This window comes from Maridesulfovibrio sp. (assembly GCF_963678865.1).
Taxonomy (GTDB): Bacteria; Desulfobacterota; Desulfovibrionia; order Desulfovibrionales; family Desulfovibrionaceae; genus Maridesulfovibrio.
In genome coordinates this window covers 689,402-705,079 of the sequence record NZ_OY787459.1, presented here as the reverse complement: position 1 = coordinate 705,079, position 15,678 = coordinate 689,402, and the positions used below count along the sequence as shown (strand labels likewise).

The window sequence follows — 15,678 nt, the reverse complement described above, 5'->3', positions numbered from 1 at the left end:
GGAGGCATTTCTATGCCTTGATTCCGTATTGCTCGTACACATCCGCCAGCTTGTTGATCCAGTAGCGGTTGTCAAAAATTTCGTGAACCCTTTCTTTTGCTGCCGGAATAAGTGTCTTGCGCAGTTCCTGATCAGTGAGCATGCGTTCCATTGCGTCAGCCATGGATTCATGGTCTCCCGGTTCAACCAGAAGTCCTGTTTTGCCGTTTTCGATCAGTTCCGGGATACCTGAAACAGTGGTGGCTACGACAGGAACAGACATGGCCATGCTTTCAGCAAGTACGTTGGGAATTCCGTCGCGGTCACCATTGGGAGCTATTTCGCAGCCGAGAGCAAAAAGATCGGCCTTGCGGTATTGCTCAAGTACTTCTTCATGGGGTTTGGTCCCCAGCCAGTTGCATCTGCTATTCAGGTTCAGTTCGTCCAGCAGTTTCAAGGTCTCTTCACGTTCATCGCCGTCACCGATGATATTGTAGTTGAAGTCGATTCCTTTTTCTTCAAGCTTCTTGAGAGCCTTGAAGACCGTGGGCAGTCCTTTTTTGGTGGTGAAACGGGCTACGGTGAAAATTTCATAAGGACCGGAGCAAGTGAATTCCTTATCGGAACTGAACAGGTCAAGATCGATACCGTGGTAGACTTTGTGGACCGGCTTGCCTTCCGGGGCAATTGATTGCAGGTAGTCGCAATTGTATCCGGTGCAGGTTACCGCGAACTTTGCTTCGGAAATTTTAGCAGTGATCTTTTCCGGCTTCTGGGTGTAAATATCCTTGGCATGGGCAGTGAAGCTGAAGGGCAGTCCCGAAAGTCGGCTGGCGTTTCTTGCTACCGAGCATGGGGAGTGTGCGAAATGGGCATGGAAGTGGAAAATATCTGATCCTGGCAGGATCTTTTCTACAATGTATTCTCCCTGCAGCATGTGCTTGAATGAAGCTTCGCTTCCGGTTTCTCGGTATACATTCCAGATTTTATCGATGCGTGCGGTGAATTCTGCATCGTTTCCGTAACGCTGGTCTTTGAGCCCTGCATCCATATCAGTTGATCCGAAAAGCTCTTCAAGACACCCTTCAACAGTAGAGGGAAGGTATGAAACTTCGGCTTTTATTTCAGATATGGATTTGTGAGTGAAATTCTCACGCGGTTTACGCATTGATATGATGTGAATCTTGACGCCTCTCTGTTCAAGGAGTCTGATTTCATTGGAAATAAAAGTCTCGGAAATACGCGGATAGCCCTTGAGAATCATCGCAAGGACAGGTTGGGTGGAATTTGTCATTAGCAATTGTCTTTAAAGTAGCCCACGCGGTCATGCATGACCTCGAGGCCAGTGAAGTTGAAGTTTTTGACTGCTTCCCGGATGGAATGGGAATTGTCGAGCAGGTGATTGACTTTTCCCATGATTGTATCTGGACCGAGGTCGTGCCATGGCAGAAAGTCGGCAAGATTCTGATCTTTCAGAACGTTGGCCCGTATGGTCTGTTCAAGGCGCGGAGTTTCGCGCGGAATGATCAGGCTGACCTGCTTGTGTGAAAGAATTTCGCAAATTGTATTGTAACCGCCCATGCTTACCACAAGGTCCGCATTGCTGAACAGCTTCTCCATTCTTCTGTAAAAATGGTAGAAAGTCACCGAAAGATTTTTAGCCCTGCGGGAAAGATCCAGGCGTTGTTCCTTGGACATGAACGGCCCCGTAACCATTACGGTTCTGAAATGCTGAGGATTGTATTTTTCAAGAGCTTTTAAATATGCATCCATCATGGGGTAGCCGTCACCGCCGCCTCCGGCTGTGATAACTACCAGTTTTTTGCCGTTTTTCCTTTTTTCCGGGCAGGAACGGCTGTGGGTTTTCCGGGGAATGTATCCGGTAAAAACCATTTTTTTACTGATGGATTCAGGGATGGCGTATTCCTTGATGGGATCGTAATACTCCTGATGTCCGTAGACCCATATTTCGGAATACAGGTTTTCCAGTACGTCGTAGATGCCTTTGTCGGTCCAGTCCTGAATGGTGCTTTCGGAATCATCCATGATATCGCGCAGGCCGAGGATGGTCCGGGTCTGGCCTATCTGCTTCATCCATTCGAGGGTGGGCATGATCTCATGCTTCATGCCTTTCGGGGCTTTGTCCACAATAAACAGGTCCGGGCGAAAGCTTTTAGCTGTAGCGTCAATGATGGACTGACGGATGGACATGGCATGAACAGGCTCGATCTTGATGGAGTGCGGAACGTACAAATCGTTTGATTTTTTGATCATTCCGGGTACGCGTACAAAGTCTATCTGTTCGGGAAATTCAAAACGTCCTACAATGGGGGATCCGGTGAGGATAAGTATGTTTACCCCTTTGCATCTCAGCTGTGATGCGATAGCCATTGTACGACGGATATGCCCAAGACCGTAGGTGTCGTGGGAGTACATTAATATGTTGTAAGTCTTGTCCATTTATCGTACCGATTCTCAGGGGTTAAACCAATTTCGCCTTTGCGGAATATTGTTGCGTCTCCGCAACCGTTGGCATACCTAGCGTAAAGGGTAATTTATGTAAATCCTTATTCGTGGCGAAAGCGTACGTATTGATTTCTATTATTTTTTTAAACTGTAAGCAATCCCTTTTCTTTTTTTTTGTTGATATGAAAAATAGTTTTTATTTTGTTGAAATTGTTGCTTTTAGTGTGATGCAGGTCCTTTGATGAAATCCAGCTTAGATGTTTTGATTTATGCTCATGACGGCAGGGGGCTTGGACATGTGAGCCGCAGTGTCGGGATAGGTCTAGCCTTACGTCGGTTGTATCCCCGTTTGTCTGTGCTTCTGGTCAGTGGTTGCGCCAATACAGCGGAACTGATCGGGGGCGGAGCTTTGGATTGGATCAAGCTGCCTTCATACAGGACAAATGTTATTGCAGGTAAGTCTTCCGGGGTAATGGGCAATTCCAATATTGATGATAAGCTGCTTGGGGAACTTCGGGCACGTAACATTCGTGATATTGTTGATGCTTACAGGCCGAAGGTGTTTCTTGCAGATCACACCCCGCAGGGCAAACATAAGGAGCTGCTGCTTTCCCATGAGGTTTCTCCGGAAACTGTTCGGGTTCTTGGAATACGGGCAGTTGTAGGGGATGTCGGCAAGGTCTGGTCGGAGTTCTCTGCCGATGTTTTTTCCGGCACTTATTCAAATATCCTCTGGTACGGTGATTCTTCTGTGGCCGGTTCGGCAGAATTGGAACATCTGGCTGCACATTACGGTGTAGTTCCCCATGAAGCCGGATATGTCTCCCGCCTGTCCGAGCTGGGGTATTCAGGTGGTCGAAGTTCAGCAGAAAAGTCTCTGGCAGGTGTTATTTCAATACCGTGGTCCGGTGAAGGTACGGCAGTGCTTATGCCTAAACTTGCACAGGCTCTAGGCGGAGTTGATAAGAGTCTTGGTAATTGGAAAATTTATATGGACCTTAGTAAGCCAGATGCTGAAGAAGTTGTTCATAATTTCAGCAGCCTTGAGCATGTTGCTTTTGCGCAGGTAGGGCCGCAATTCCTTCATGATCTTAGTAACGCGCGCAGTGCCATAATTTACGGCGGGTATAACAGTCTGACAGATGTCATGGTTTGCAAAGTTCCTTCTGTCGTGTTGTTACGGGGCATGAAGGATGGTGAGCAGGAGGAGCATGCGGCTATTCTGGAGCGTAAGTCTGCCGCTGTTCAGAATGTTTTTTCAGATTTGGATGTGACAGTAGAAGAGTTACGGGATTCGCTTCGTAATTGTATTGATGCCGAGGCTAGCGAATTTTCCATAAAATTAGATGGTGCTGCCGAAGCAGCCCGTTATCTTGCCGCTTTGGCAGGAGTTAGTGATGTTGACTGCCGGTTCTGATTTAAGAAAGAAATTAAGAGGATTGACCAAAAAATTATCCCGTCATGAAATGAAGCAGTGGGAGAAAATTCTCTCTCCCCTTGATCGCACCATGAGTATTCTTGAAGTTGGTTGCGGACGTGGTGCAAAGACTGATTTTCTGTATGCACAGGGTTTTAAAAATATTCTGGGTGTCGAGAAAAATGAATTTCAGGTCCGCGAATGCTGCAAGCGCGGGCTGGATGTGGTTACACTTGATGTTTTTGTGCAAGAGCATGCAGATGATAAGTTTGATTTTATAGTACTTTCGCACATTATTGAGCATTTTGAATTTGAAGAGTTGGTGAAATTTGTTGACGGCTATCTTGATCACTTGAAGCCGGGTGGGTTGTTACTCATAGCCACCCCCATGCTGCATCCCCATTTCTGGCTCGATTTAGATCATCAGAAACCGTATTATCCGCAGGGTATTAAAAATTTTTACAGCGGAGCGGATGAACAGGTCGGGTTTACGTCCAAGTACAGATTGAAGTTGAAAGATATCCGTTTTCGCAGAAGTCCTTTCCGGGTCAAGAACAATCGTAATCTTCTTTTAAAAAAGAATGATCTACCTATGCTTTTATTTAATATGATAAGTGCCGCACTGTTTAAGGTCAGTTCTTTTATGGTAGGCTACAAGAGTGGATGGGTCGGACTATATAAAATGCATGTGTAATTCTTTTTTGTTGAAAAAGAGCTTGCGCATGGTGCTCCATTGGACTATTGATTTCAGAACGATTTAAATTTTTACGAATTTTTTAGAGAAGAACTGAAATGCTACTATCTACCCTCGATCACATGAATGCAGTCGTCGCAACCGTCACTAACGTGGTGATGGTCGTGGTTTCTGTCGTGGTCGTGCGAGGCTTCATTGAGCCGGAGGGAAGGTTGTAAGCAGCAGTTTACATTCACAAAGTCTAGTTGTAACCCCCGCCGGCCCAGCCGGCGGGGGTTTTTTATTTTCATCTGGAAAATGAGAGGGTGCGAAAATGGAAATCAGCGGTGCTAAATTGGTTATTAAACTGTTGGAACAACAAGGGATAGATACAATATGCGGTATTCCCGGAGGTTCCAATCTTCCCATTTATGATGCTTTGCGGGACAGCCACATCAGGCACATCCTTGCCCGCCATGAGCAGGGGGCCGGATTTATGGCTCAGGGCATGGCCCGGACAACCGGCAAGGCTGCAGTATGTATGGGTACATCCGGTCCCGGTGTAACTAATCTGCTTACTGCCATAGCCGACGCAAGGCTCGATTCCATACCTGTGGTTGCTATTACCGGGCAGGTAACCAGCTCCCTCATTGGTACTGATGCGTTTCAAGAAGTTGATACCTATGGTCTGACTATTCCTATTACCAAACATAATTTTCTGGTTCAGTCCGCAGCCGATCTGCTGGAAGTAATTCCCGAAGCGTTCAGGTTGGCGGAATCCGGCAGGCCGGGACCGGTTGTCGTGGATATCCCGAAAGATGTTCAGAAAGAGATAATTGAAATTTCGGAACTTCCTGTTTTTGAGCAGACCGTATCCTCCTTGGGATGCGATTCTGATCAGATCAGTCAGGCTGTTTCCATGATTAATATGGCCCGCCGTCCTATCATCTACGCCGGGGGCGGGGTTGTTGCTGCGGACGCTTCTACAGATCTGATTAAATTTGCACGCAAAAATTCCATACCTGTTGTTACCACACTCATGGGACTCGGTGCTTTTCCGGCCGATGATTCCAATTATCTGGGCATGCTTGGGATGCATGGTTCCCGTTCAACGAATATGATTATGGAGGAAGCTGACCTGATAATCGCGTTGGGAGTACGTTTTGATGATCGTGCCGTCGGTAAGGCCTGTGAGTTCTGCAAGCACGCAGATATTTTGCATGTTGATATCGACAGGTCCGAGATAGGCAAGATCAAGTCTTCCAATCTCTCCATAGTTGGAGATGTCGGACATGTTCTGCGCGAGCTGGTTGAGAAAGTTGAAATATCCATCAGGATCAGCTGGAGCGCCCGTCTTGCATCCATTCGCATGATGTATCCTGATCAGCGTCCTGACGAACAGGATACCTTTCATCCCCTTAACCTGATCCGGGTAATGGGTGAAACCCTGCCGGAAGAAGCTATCATCACCACTGACGTAGGCCAGCATCAGATGTGGGTGGCACAGGGATATCCTTTTCGCAAGCCTAGGACCCTGCTTACTTCCGGAGGGCTGGGAACAATGGGTTTCGGATTGCCCAATGCCATCGGGGCGGCCTTGGCAAAGCCTGAGAACAAGGTTGTGTGCGTAAGCGGAGACGGTTCTTTTTTGATGAATATTCAAGAGCTTGCAACTTTGGCCGAGCAGCGCTTGAACGTAAAGGTTCTTATCATGAACAACCACCGTCTGGGATTGGTTCGCCAGCAGCAGGAACTCTTTTTTGAAGAACGCTATTTTGCATCAAGTTTTGAAAGTAATCCCGATTTTGCTTCCATTGCCAGAGGGTTTGGTATTCCGGCATTTGATTTGGGCGAGCAGGAAAATCCGGAGCTGTTTCTGCGTAAGGTGCTTGGGCAGGATGGACCATGTGTAATAAATATTCCCATTAACTTTGAAAACAAGGTTTTTCCCATGGTTCCGCCGGAGTGTGCTAACCGGGAAATGATAGGAGGTTAGCCATGTGTAAGCATAATTTCGTTATTGATCTGCGGGTACGTAACCATGCCGGGGTTATGAGCCAGATTACCGGCCTTTTCTCACGTAGAAATTTTAACCTTGAGGGTATTATTTGCGGTCCTGTGGGAGATGGCAGGGAAAGTCGTATGATTCTTACTGTCGCAGATGACAGCAAACTCGAACAGATTCTGTTGCAGCTTGATAAGTTGTACGATGTGTTGGCAGTAAGGCAGGTTGAAAATAGTCCGCTGACTGAAGTGTTCAGTAATCTTTAATGGAAACGGGGTTGGATTTGTGGTCCGGCCCCGTTATTAGTTAGAAACTATTGTTGTTTTGGAATAGAGTGTTTTCCAATTTTGGGTTGCAGGGCAATAGAATCCGCCCTGGGTGAGCAGTTTTGCGGACAGTCCATTTTTCCGCATTATTTTAATTCCTTTCTGCAAGGCTTGAAAGACTTTTTCTCCATCCGGGTGTGTTTTGGATACGATGAAGTGTCTGCTTTCTTTGAGGGGGATTTTGATGCCTTTGACCGGGACAAGGGTAATGCCATTGTTACTGACACTTAGATCTTTAGCAGCGTTATGAAATCCCAGCGGAACCCAGTCGGCCCGGCCTACTTTGATCATCTTGAAAATGCAGTCCAGGGTTGGAGCTTTTTCAATTTCGTCTTCATTGATGCCAAGATCTTTTAAGGTCCGGCACTCATTGACCCAATGTATTCCGACCAAAGGTTTACCTGCCTTTTTTAAATCCTCAATGTTGCGTACGTTCAGTACCTTATGATTGCCGGGCAAACAGAAAATACCTTTTTCAAACTGGCCGTCTTCAATTACTGGATCACTGATAAAAATCTTATCTTTATATTCGGGCTGTTCGAAGGTGCTTTTGGTGAACAGGTGTGCGCCTATGGCTGCATATCCTTTAACCAGTTCATTTTCTTCCCGTCGGGTATTAGGAGTTGCTGAAAAATTAAGCTGTGCATCTATACCTCCTAATTTGAAGGCGTTTTTCAGGAGCATTATGCTGGCAGTGCAGCGTGTGCGTATTTCTGGCGGAATTTTATTGACTGGCAATGGGACTTTTTTGGCGGAATCCGGGAGGCTGTTGTATTTATCTAAGGCGTTTTGTGTACAGGTAATTGAAATGACCATCTTTTCAGCAGCTGTTGCCGGAATTGAAAAGAATGTTGATAGAAAAAAAACAGCTAAAAAGAAAAATTTTGAATGTCGTGAGGTCATTAAAAAATATTATTAAATGTTTTTCGAGTTTTGTTAATGAGCATTTTTTCAAGAGTGTTTAACAATGATATAATTCAACTAGTATTGGTTTTGCACCAAATGTTTTCAGTAATCAAGTGTTAAATGCAAGAGAGCTAAAAGGCATATTAATATAATCAATAAAAACTATAGGTTAGATGATGAAAAAATTATGTCATTTTTGATATGATTAAAGGGGGAGCATTGGGTAAGCTTATCCTAGCGCTTGAGAAGTTTTACATTGTCCAGAGCCCAGAACTCTGTTTTGCGCCCGGTCAGAAAACCTTTGAATTTTATCTCAACAGCTCCGGCTTTAATTGATGTAGAGGGAATTGTAATACTGATCGGTTTTATCCAGTAGGCGCGGTTTTTGGGGCCGACCCGCACAACTCCGTCGTTACCCACAGGTTTTGAGTCGTCATTGTCGATGAGTGTACAGGGGAATTCGGTCATAGTTAAAAGTTGAGGGCCGTCATCAATTGATACGACAAATTTATCAGCCAGCTTTCCGGCATTGTCCCAACTGCCTACGAATATCATGTCGAATCCAAGCTCAAGATCCGTATCTGCCGGAAGGTCCTTTAAACTTAACTTGGCAATAGAAGGATAGCGTTTGTTCCGGTCATTAAAAATGCCAAGCCTGCGGTTTTCACCGATTATGAATGTCTTGCGGGGAGACCAGTCCCCGGAGGCTTTTTTCTTATTGAAGGTGTAGGTCTTGAGTGTGGTTGAATCAGCCGAAGCCGAAGTAATGCATAAAAGGGCGCAAGTAATGATTGAACAAAGTAATATTGCTTTTTTCATAAAATTATTCCTCAATCCATTTTTCAAAAGGTGGTGGAGTGCTGACGCAGGAAAAAAGCTGTTTCCATTCACAGACAGCGGTAAGCTCAACACCGCGCTGAATTATTGAAACAGGTTTGTCTGCGGAAACAACAATAACGATCAAGTTGTCATGCTTGGCTGTGAAACGCAGGGCGGAATTGAAGCGTGCGCCTCTGGCCCGGTTTTCGCCTGAAACTGATTTACCGTCCAGAAGGCATGCAAATCCATGCAATTTCATATCCTTGCATATGTGAACGGCTCCGTCCAGTTTGGTCAGGGAACGGGCCAGTCCACGTATTTCAGGTTCATGCAGGTCAAGCGGTTTTTCAAGGGGCTGCCCGGCAATGGCTACCGGTTCATCATTGAAATCAAGCACCAGCGTGCAACCGTGGCTACGGTGGTTTGCAGTGGAAATCATTTGAGTGGCCAACTGAAAAAGGCTGTGTCTGGTATCGGCACTGAGATCTAGTTCCAGCAGATACTCTTCCAGATGTACAAGGTTCGGTTTATAATTGGTGGAGGAAAATTTAGCATCTGCGAAGCTGCAGATAACTTCGCTGCCAAGATAGATTAAACCCCAATCTCCTTTAAAGGCCGCTGAGATGGAGTTATTGGTCGGGGGCAAGGCTGCAATACCGACTACGCTTTTGCCGTCGGAAACAAGTTTACGGCTGGAATTTTCTACGGACTGCAGCAGTTTGCGAACGTGTTTGTGGTTCTTTAAGGAGGGTCTTTCTGTTTCCGGAAATTTAGCCATGTATTTGATGGCATCAAGTTCAGATGGTTCGATAAAGATAAGTTCACCGCGTGCCCAAGCACCTTCTTCTCTGGTTCTTGAAATGCCCAGAACAGCATCCAGAATAGGGTATACGCGCAATTGTGTATCCCAGCCCATAATTCGGTTGCGTTGGTCAATAATGTAGTCGCGTACAGCGTGGGTGGAATACTCACGGAGCAGGTGGCCGGAACTGTCAATGCGAAGGATATTCTGGGTGGCGAAATCCTGCGAGAGCAGCAGGGCGGCATATTCCATCCAGCTTTCAGTGGGGCCTATGGAACACATATCAGGGTGCTGTTCGGTAAACCAGCATTGGTAGAAGATGCTGCTGGAGCGTGCGCTGCAGGTAATCAACCCTGCCAGAGCCAGATCTTTGGAGCGGATTACTTCTATGAGCCGGGTATTGTCATCATGATTGCTGCCTTTGCGCCATTCCTGTGACTCCGCAAAGTATTCTTTCAGTTTGGGCTGGTGCTCGCGCAGTAGGTCCTGAGGATCGTAAATGCGCAACGGATCGTTTGGTGTTACCGCGTATATCAGGGCTGTCCGGCTGTTGGAAGAAAAATGGGAAAGCCCGTCACGCAGTCCGTCCATTATATGAAATATGCACAGGTTGGCAAAGGATTCAGAACTCATTTAGTAATCCGCTGTTGAAGTTCAGGTAAAGGCTTATATTATATTAATTGCCTTCTGTTTCCAACAGTAATTACTTCATTTTTTTCTTCTTTGTGAAGCCTTTTCCACTATTATTACGCTTAAAATATTTTCCGCTTCCGGTATTTTGGGTCTCGGGATCGCTTTGATCGGATTTTTTGCCTTTTCCGGTCCTTTTTTTGCCCTTAGGCACACGATTATTCTGTTTGTCTTCAGAAAGTTTTTTTCTGTCCGGCTTTCCTCCCTGTTTTCCGGCCCGAGGATCACGTCCCGGATCAGGGATCAGTATGCGATGCTGTTTCAACCTTTGGGCATCGGTTCTGGCAACGTATATTTTATTACCTGCGGGATCTGTTTCACAATAAAACATGGCTGTGGCAACTGTTCCCGGCGTGGGGATGAAGCATTGCACCTGCCGTGGTTTCCAACCTCTTGCAGTCAGCCATGAACTCAACTGGCGCATATCCTTATCCGTGCAACCGGGAAAGGCGCTCATCAGGTAAGGAATGACATATTGTTCCTTGCCCGCTTTTTTTGATTCCGCTGCAAACATCTCCAGAAAACTTTCGAAAACGGGCAGATCCGGTTTACGCATATGCTTGAGCACGGAAGGCGTAATGTGTTCCGGGGCAACTTTGAGTTGTCCGCCTACGAATTCTTTAAATATTTCTTTCAAACTGGGTTTGTGTTGCTGACCGAGATCAAAACGCACGCCGCTGGCTACGCGCACATGTTTGATGCCGTCCATGTTGCGGGCATCTCGGTATAGCTTGAGATTGGCCTGCTGGTCGTATTTAAAATTGGGACAGAGCTTGGGTACGAGGCAGCTTTTGCGTTTGCATTTGCCCCTTTCCAGCGAACAGTGTGCATTCCACATGTTAGCGCTGGGGCCTCCTATATCGGAAACCGAGCCGCGGAAATCCGGGTGTTCCTGCATCCGTGTCAGCTCATTCATTATGGATTTTCTGCTTCGGGAGCGGATATGGCGTCCCTGGTGCATGGCAATGGAGCAGAAAGAACATCCCCCGCCGCATCCACGGTGAGAGGTAATGCTGAATTCGATCATGTCCGCCGCCGGAATTCTCCCCTGATTTTTGTAGATAGGATGGGGCAGACGGGCATACGGAAGGCTGTACAGCCAGTCCAGTTCTTCGGTGGAAAGGTAGTCGGAGGGAGGAGTGATAACTACATGGCGCTTATCAACCGGCTGGATTGCCCACGAATCGCCGAAGTGGACCTGTTCTTCCAGAGCGAGGGTCGCTTTCATCAACTGTTGAGGATTATCCAGAATGTCTTGATGGGAGGGAAGTTCGATTATCTCCGCATCGTTTTCAATATCATCCGGTGAACCCATGAAAGCTGTTCCGGGGATTCCTTTCAGCTCATCAGCAGAAGGTTCTTCTGCGGCTGCAAGGCGGAAGGCCGCTTCCAGCATGGCCCGTTCTCCCATTCCGTAGATCAGCAGGTCTGCTTTGCTGTCCATTAAGATCGGCTTGCGGACTTTATCTGTCCAGAAGTCGTAATGGGAAATGCGGCGCAGAGAAGCCTCAATCCCACCCACAATTACCGGAAGACCCTTGAACGCTTTTTTGATCAGGTTGGTGTAGATTATACATGCCCGGTTGGGACGAGCTCCGGCTTTTCCACCTGGAGTGTAAGCATCATCGCTTCTTTTTTTGCGGAAAGAAGTGTAGTGGGCGACCATTGAATCCAGAGCCCCGGCGGAAACTCCGGCGTAGAGGCGGGGGCGGCCCAGTCCCTCAAGGGCTTTGGGATCATTCCAGTCCGGCTGGCAGATCAGGGCCACCTTGAATCCATGGGCGGAAAGAACCCGGCCCAGCAGAGGGATGCCGAAGCTGGGATGGTCTATATAGCTGTCTCCGGAAACAAGTAGAATGTCCGGTCTGTCCCAGCCCAGCCTGTCCATTTCTTTCCGGGTCATGGGCAGAAATTCCGGCTGGGTACGCTTCTTGGCAATGATGCTTTTTGTCATGGGGCATACATATAGCCGAACCCTTGGTCTGGCAAGGAAGTAAATGCGTTATTTAAGGGGCAGTTTGATGATAAATTTAGTCCACTCACCGGGGGCGGACTGTACATCCATAATGCCGCCATGTTGATCATTAACTATAAAATAGGAAACAGACAGTCCCAGCCCGGTCCCTTTGCCTACGTCTTTTGTTGTAAAGAACGGTTCGAATATGCGTCTTCGGACTTGTTCCGGCATGCCGGGACCGTTGTCTGATATTTCCACCACGGCCCAGTTTCTCTCTTCATAAATTCTGCAGGTGAAGCAAGAATCCCTTTGCGAGGCAACCATAGCCTCAGCTCCATTTTTCAGGATATTCAAAAAGACCTGCTGGATTTCATTGCCTTCGCAGAGTACCGGCCTCATATTTTTGCTGTAGTCCCTTACGATTTTAATTTGTTTAAAATCGTATTCTTTTTTCAAATCATAATCACTGGAAGCCAGGGCTATCGTATTATCCAGCAGATCCGGTATGTTTTGCAGGGTAAAATTCTGTTCACTTTTACGGCTGAAAGCGAGCATATTGCGGACTATGGTGGCAGCACGTATGCCAGCTTCATTTATTCCGTTCAGCATGCGTGGAATTTCTCTTTTATCCAAGTAGTTACGTACTTTTTCTAGGGAAACTCCGCATTCTTCTGCTGCGGAAATATTTTTGTCCAGATCCTCATAAATGCGCTTTTTTATGTTACTGGCATGCCCCAAGATGCCTGAAAGCGGGTTGTTGATCTCGTGGGCCATGCCTGCGGCAAGTCCTCCCACTGACATCATTTTTTCAGATTGAAGCATCATGCGTTCAATATTGACCCTCTCAGTAACATCGTCGATACGGATTACCGCACCGCTCACTCCGTTTGCAATAAGGGGGTAGATGGTGATGTCTTCACATGTTGCGTTATTATCGTCAGGGCCGGGTCTGTTTAGATATGTCTGCTTGCGCCGGGTGTTTATCGCTTTCCGGATGCGGTTCATTTCTGAAGCAAGCGTCGGCATTGTTTCATCAAGTCTGGTTCCCAGAGCTTTGTCCTGAGCTATGCCTGATACGGATTCAGCTTCTTTGTTCCATTGGGTTATCTGTCCGTCAGGATCAACTCCTATGAGAATGGAAGGCATTGAGTTGATTATGTTGGCAAGATAGTTGCGCAGGTTTTTTATTTCCTCTTCTGCCGCTTTGCGTTGTTCAATTTCAATGAAATTTCGCATGCTTTTTGTAGCCGAGTCAGACAGGAAAGCAGCAAGGGTGATGTTGTATTTCAGGATTTGATCTACACGTTCTTTTTTAAAACGTGGCACTTCATCAAGAGCTGCAAGGTAATCGTTCTTGTCAAAACCGTATTGTTCGGCCTGTTTGATGAAAAAAGTTCGGTCAGGTTTTTCATTTTCATAGAAGAATTGGCCGAGAAAAAAAGTTGCTACGTGTCTTTCCATGCACATGATGGGTACGCCTATGTCCCATATGCCGTTCGAACATTTATAACCGTAGTGGGTTCCTTTTTGAATTTTGTTTTTAATAGCTGTGTCGTTGGCAATACACTTGGCGCATGTCTCAGGATGTACTCGATGGAAATCGATACATATTCTTTGCCATCCGGCTTTGGCGTAGACTTCTCCGGTGCTTGCGTCGATAATGCCGGAGGGCATTCCCGTGGCTGAATAGCTGACATCAAGCATGTTCTGCAGTTCATCAATCTCTACGAGGTCTTTTAACAGGAGACCGGAGAGTTTATTTACTGTGTCGGAAGAACTGTCTTTCATAGTTGATATGCCCATAGCTGCCTTTGAAGAGTTTTAAAGGGTTTAAATTATTTTTAACTGTTTTTCTTAGCAATTATAATAAATCATAGGGGAGAGTTTCTGTCCAGATTTCTCTGTTGTATAAGTTACTCTGCTGCATGTGTTGACCATGTGCGGAACGATGGGTAAAGTTCTTGAATTGATACTTAAATATAACTGCCCAAGGAGGCATAATGAAACCGCTTCCATGCGTTTTGACCATTGCAGGTTCCGATTCCGGGGGAGGAGCCGGGATTCAGGCCGACCTGAAATCCATTTCCATGGCCGGGTGTTACGGAGCCAGTGCAATTACCGCGCTTACCGCCCAGAACACAACCGGAGTTACTGGGATTGAGGCTGTCTCCCCTGAGTTTGTGTCTCTCCAGATTGAAACGGTTTGCAATGATATTAAAGTTCGTGCCGCGAAAACAGGAATGCTCTTTTCCGCTCCTATTATCCGTGCGGTGGGTGAATCATTAAGAGATAAAGATTTTCCATTGGTAATCGACCCGGTTTGTGTGGCAACCAGCGGATCCAAGCTGCTTAAGGATGATGCTGTTGAGGCCATGAAGGATATTTTTCCACTGGCAGACTTACTTACTCCTAATGTGCCGGAAGCGGAGCTTTTTACCGGTATGGAAATTAAGAGCCGTGAAGATGTATTCAGGGCTATTGATATTTTACTTGAAATGGGGCCCAAGGCGGTGCTCATTAAAGGTGGGCATTTTGATTCCGTTGCAGCCACGGACTGGCTGGGCATAAAAGACCGGCAGCCTATACCGCTCATGCAGCAGCGGGTGAAGACCCGGAACAGTCATGGTACCGGTTGCACTCTTTCTGCCACGATAGCTTCCGGTTTGGCAAAAGGTTATGATATGATTACTGCCGTGCGGAAAGCACAGGAGTATCTCAATCTAGCACTCCGGGCCGGGTTTGATCTCGGCGAAGGCAGCGGACCGCCTAACCATCTTGCCCCTATGCTGATCGAGAAGATGAAGCAGGGCCTGCTTTCTGATCTTCATGAATTCGGCCTGCGCCTGAAGTGTATGGACGGTCTGAATGAATTGATTCCGGAAGTGCGTATGAATGTGGCAGCTGCTCTGCCGTGTGCAGGAGGGATTAAAGATGTGGCTGCTTTCAGCGGAAGAGTCTCCTGCTCTCGCAAAGGTGAAGTTATGGTTTGCGGGCATCCTGAATTCGGAGCCTCAACCCACATTGCTAAGGTTTTGCTTTGTGCCCGTAAATCCAATCCTGAAATCGGCTGTGCTGCCGGATTGCGGCTTGATGAGAGGATTATGGATTCGGTAGCTGAGTGCGGATATGTAGAAGCATGGTTTGACAGGGCCGATGAACCGGGTGAAGTCTTGGGTTCAGAGGAAAGTACTCTTGAGTGGGGAACCTGTAAGGCAATGTCAGAACATCCGGAACCGGAAATGGTTGATGTTGTCTGCGATTCCGGAGCTAAAGGGGTAGAGCCTTGTCTGCGGTTGCTGGCTAAGGATTTTGATGATCTGGAAGTTAAGCTCAGGAAGCTGCTGGCAGCCATGCCTGTTTAGCTGGAACAGACCGTTTCCATAGAATTTTGAGCGATTTTTATTGACAAGCTTTAGCACTGCTTATATTAACGCAACGGCTGCACGGGGATACCCCCGGTAGAATTCGGTCTTTCAAGGATCGTTTTTAATAATTAGCCCATAATATTTGGTTGCGAGAGTGGCGGAATTGGTAGACGCACTGGATTTAGGATCCAGCGGTTAATCCGTGAGAGTTCGAGTCTCTCCTTTCGCACCAACCGTAATAAAAACACCCCCTTACAACATCATCCGCATAGA

Annotated in this window: 13 protein-coding genes and 1 tRNA gene; 7 read left to right on the top strand and 7 right to left on the bottom strand. The window is 46.9% G+C overall.

Annotation, left to right across the window (positions count from 1 at the left end):
- Positions 1-10: 10 nt before the first annotated feature.
- Complete coding sequence (locus ACKU41_RS03155; protein WP_321404084.1) at positions 11-1,273, bottom strand: glycosyltransferase family 4 protein; 1,263 nt, start codon at positions 1,271-1,273, stop codon at positions 11-13.
- A complete protein-coding gene (locus tag ACKU41_RS03150) occupies positions 1,273-2,439 on the bottom strand; it encodes a glycosyltransferase (protein WP_319779716.1) in 1,167 nt (388 codons plus the stop codon). The genes ACKU41_RS03155 and ACKU41_RS03150 overlap by 1 nt, the downstream gene beginning before the upstream one ends.
- 247 nt (positions 2,440-2,686) lie before the next feature.
- On the opposite strand from ACKU41_RS03150, the gene ACKU41_RS03145 reads away from it, so the two are divergent.
- The 4 genes from ACKU41_RS03145 to ilvN all read left to right on the top strand — a co-directional run bounded on the left by ACKU41_RS03145 (position 2,687) and on the right by ilvN (position 6,806).
- Positions 2,687-3,862, top strand: a complete 1,176-nt coding sequence (locus ACKU41_RS03145) for a hypothetical protein (protein ID WP_321404081.1) — start codon at positions 2,687-2,689, stop codon at positions 3,860-3,862.
- Positions 3,843-4,556 carry a class I SAM-dependent methyltransferase gene (locus tag ACKU41_RS03140; protein WP_321404080.1) on the top strand — a complete coding sequence of 238 codons (714 nt, stop codon included), beginning with the start codon at positions 3,843-3,845 and terminating at the stop codon, positions 4,554-4,556. The genes ACKU41_RS03145 and ACKU41_RS03140 overlap by 20 nt, the downstream gene beginning before the upstream one ends.
- Positions 4,557-4,869: 313 nt before the next feature.
- The gene (gene ilvB, locus ACKU41_RS03135) at positions 4,870-6,531 is read left to right on the top strand and encodes a biosynthetic-type acetolactate synthase large subunit (protein WP_321404078.1); all 1,662 of its coding nucleotides are present in this window, start codon (positions 4,870-4,872) and stop codon (positions 6,529-6,531) included.
- Positions 6,532-6,533: 2 nt separating this feature from the next.
- On the top strand, positions 6,534-6,806 hold the full coding sequence (gene ilvN / locus ACKU41_RS03130) for an acetolactate synthase small subunit (RefSeq protein WP_319779712.1): 273 nt from the start codon (positions 6,534-6,536) through the stop codon (positions 6,804-6,806).
- A gap of 36 nt (positions 6,807-6,842) precedes the next feature.
- Here the strand turns inward: ilvN and ACKU41_RS03125 are convergent, their stop codons facing one another.
- Positions 6,843-7,550 (bottom strand): hypothetical protein, encoded by a 708-nt coding sequence (locus tag ACKU41_RS03125; protein ID WP_321404076.1) that lies wholly within the window; start codon positions 7,548-7,550, stop codon positions 6,843-6,845.
- A 1-nt stretch (position 7,551) separates the two neighbouring features.
- Here ACKU41_RS03125 and ACKU41_RS03120 point away from each other — a divergent pair, with 1 nt between their 5' ends.
- Positions 7,552-7,785 carry a hypothetical protein gene (locus ACKU41_RS03120; RefSeq protein WP_319779710.1) on the top strand — a complete coding sequence of 78 codons (234 nt, stop codon included), beginning with the start codon at positions 7,552-7,554 and terminating at the stop codon, positions 7,783-7,785.
- Positions 7,786-8,006: 221 nt separating this feature from the next.
- Here ACKU41_RS03120 and ACKU41_RS03115 read toward each other — a convergent pair whose 3' ends face one another.
- The 4 genes from ACKU41_RS03115 to ACKU41_RS03100 all read right to left on the bottom strand — a co-directional run bounded on the left by ACKU41_RS03115 (position 8,007) and on the right by ACKU41_RS03100 (position 13,843).
- Positions 8,007-8,591, bottom strand: coding sequence for a hypothetical protein (locus ACKU41_RS03115; protein ID WP_321404075.1), 585 nt, complete (start codon positions 8,589-8,591; stop codon positions 8,007-8,009).
- A gap of 4 nt (positions 8,592-8,595) precedes the next feature.
- Positions 8,596-10,026 (bottom strand): DNA integrity scanning protein DisA nucleotide-binding domain protein, encoded by a 1,431-nt coding sequence (locus ACKU41_RS03110; protein WP_321404074.1) that lies wholly within the window; start codon positions 10,024-10,026, stop codon positions 8,596-8,598.
- Positions 10,027-10,096: 70 nt separating this feature from the next.
- Positions 10,097-12,037, bottom strand: coding sequence for a YgiQ family radical SAM protein (locus ACKU41_RS03105; RefSeq protein WP_321404073.1), 1,941 nt, complete (start codon positions 12,035-12,037; stop codon positions 10,097-10,099).
- A 48-nt stretch (positions 12,038-12,085) separates the two neighbouring features.
- Positions 12,086-13,843: a PocR ligand-binding domain-containing protein gene (locus ACKU41_RS03100; protein ID WP_321404072.1), complete on the bottom strand. Its 1,758-nt coding sequence runs from the start codon at positions 13,841-13,843 to the stop codon at positions 12,086-12,088.
- Positions 13,844-14,040: 197 nt separating this feature from the next.
- Here ACKU41_RS03100 and thiD point away from each other — a divergent pair, with 197 nt between their 5' ends.
- Both thiD and ACKU41_RS03090 read left to right on the top strand, forming a co-directional pair.
- Entirely contained in the window at positions 14,041-15,402 is a 1,362-nt protein-coding gene (gene thiD / locus ACKU41_RS03095) for a bifunctional hydroxymethylpyrimidine kinase/phosphomethylpyrimidine kinase (RefSeq protein WP_321404070.1), read from the top strand.
- Positions 15,403-15,553: 151 nt separating this feature from the next.
- A tRNA-Leu gene (locus ACKU41_RS03090) sits at positions 15,554-15,637 on the top strand.
- The last annotated feature ends 41 nt before the right edge of the window (positions 15,638-15,678 follow it).

Coding starts and splice junctions, on each gene's coding strand:
- ACKU41_RS03155 (WP_321404084.1), bottom strand. CDS start 1,273: ATGACAAATTCCACCCAACCTGTCCTTGCGATGATTCTCAAGGGCTAT.
- ACKU41_RS03150 (WP_319779716.1), bottom strand. CDS start 2,439: ATGGACAAGACTTACAACATATTAATGTACTCCCACGACACCTACGGT.
- ACKU41_RS03145 (WP_321404081.1), top strand. CDS start 2,687: ATGAAATCCAGCTTAGATGTTTTGATTTATGCTCATGACGGCAGGGGG.
- ACKU41_RS03140 (WP_321404080.1), top strand. CDS start 3,843: ATGTTGACTGCCGGTTCTGATTTAAGAAAGAAATTAAGAGGATTGACC.
- ilvB (WP_321404078.1), top strand. CDS start 4,870: ATGGAAATCAGCGGTGCTAAATTGGTTATTAAACTGTTGGAACAACAA.
- ilvN (WP_319779712.1), top strand. CDS start 6,534: ATGTGTAAGCATAATTTCGTTATTGATCTGCGGGTACGTAACCATGCC.
- ACKU41_RS03125 (WP_321404076.1), bottom strand. CDS start 7,550: ATGCTCCTGAAAAACGCCTTCAAATTAGGAGGTATAGATGCACAGCTT.
- ACKU41_RS03120 (WP_319779710.1), top strand. CDS start 7,552: ATGCTGGCAGTGCAGCGTGTGCGTATTTCTGGCGGAATTTTATTGACT.
- ACKU41_RS03115 (WP_321404075.1), bottom strand. CDS start 8,591: ATGAAAAAAGCAATATTACTTTGTTCAATCATTACTTGCGCCCTTTTA.
- ACKU41_RS03110 (WP_321404074.1), bottom strand. CDS start 10,026: ATGAGTTCTGAATCCTTTGCCAACCTGTGCATATTTCATATAATGGAC.
- ACKU41_RS03105 (WP_321404073.1), bottom strand. CDS start 12,037: ATGACAAAAAGCATCATTGCCAAGAAGCGTACCCAGCCGGAATTTCTG.
- ACKU41_RS03100 (WP_321404072.1), bottom strand. CDS start 13,843: ATGGGCATATCAACTATGAAAGACAGTTCTTCCGACACAGTAAATAAA.
- thiD (WP_321404070.1), top strand. CDS start 14,041: ATGAAACCGCTTCCATGCGTTTTGACCATTGCAGGTTCCGATTCCGGG.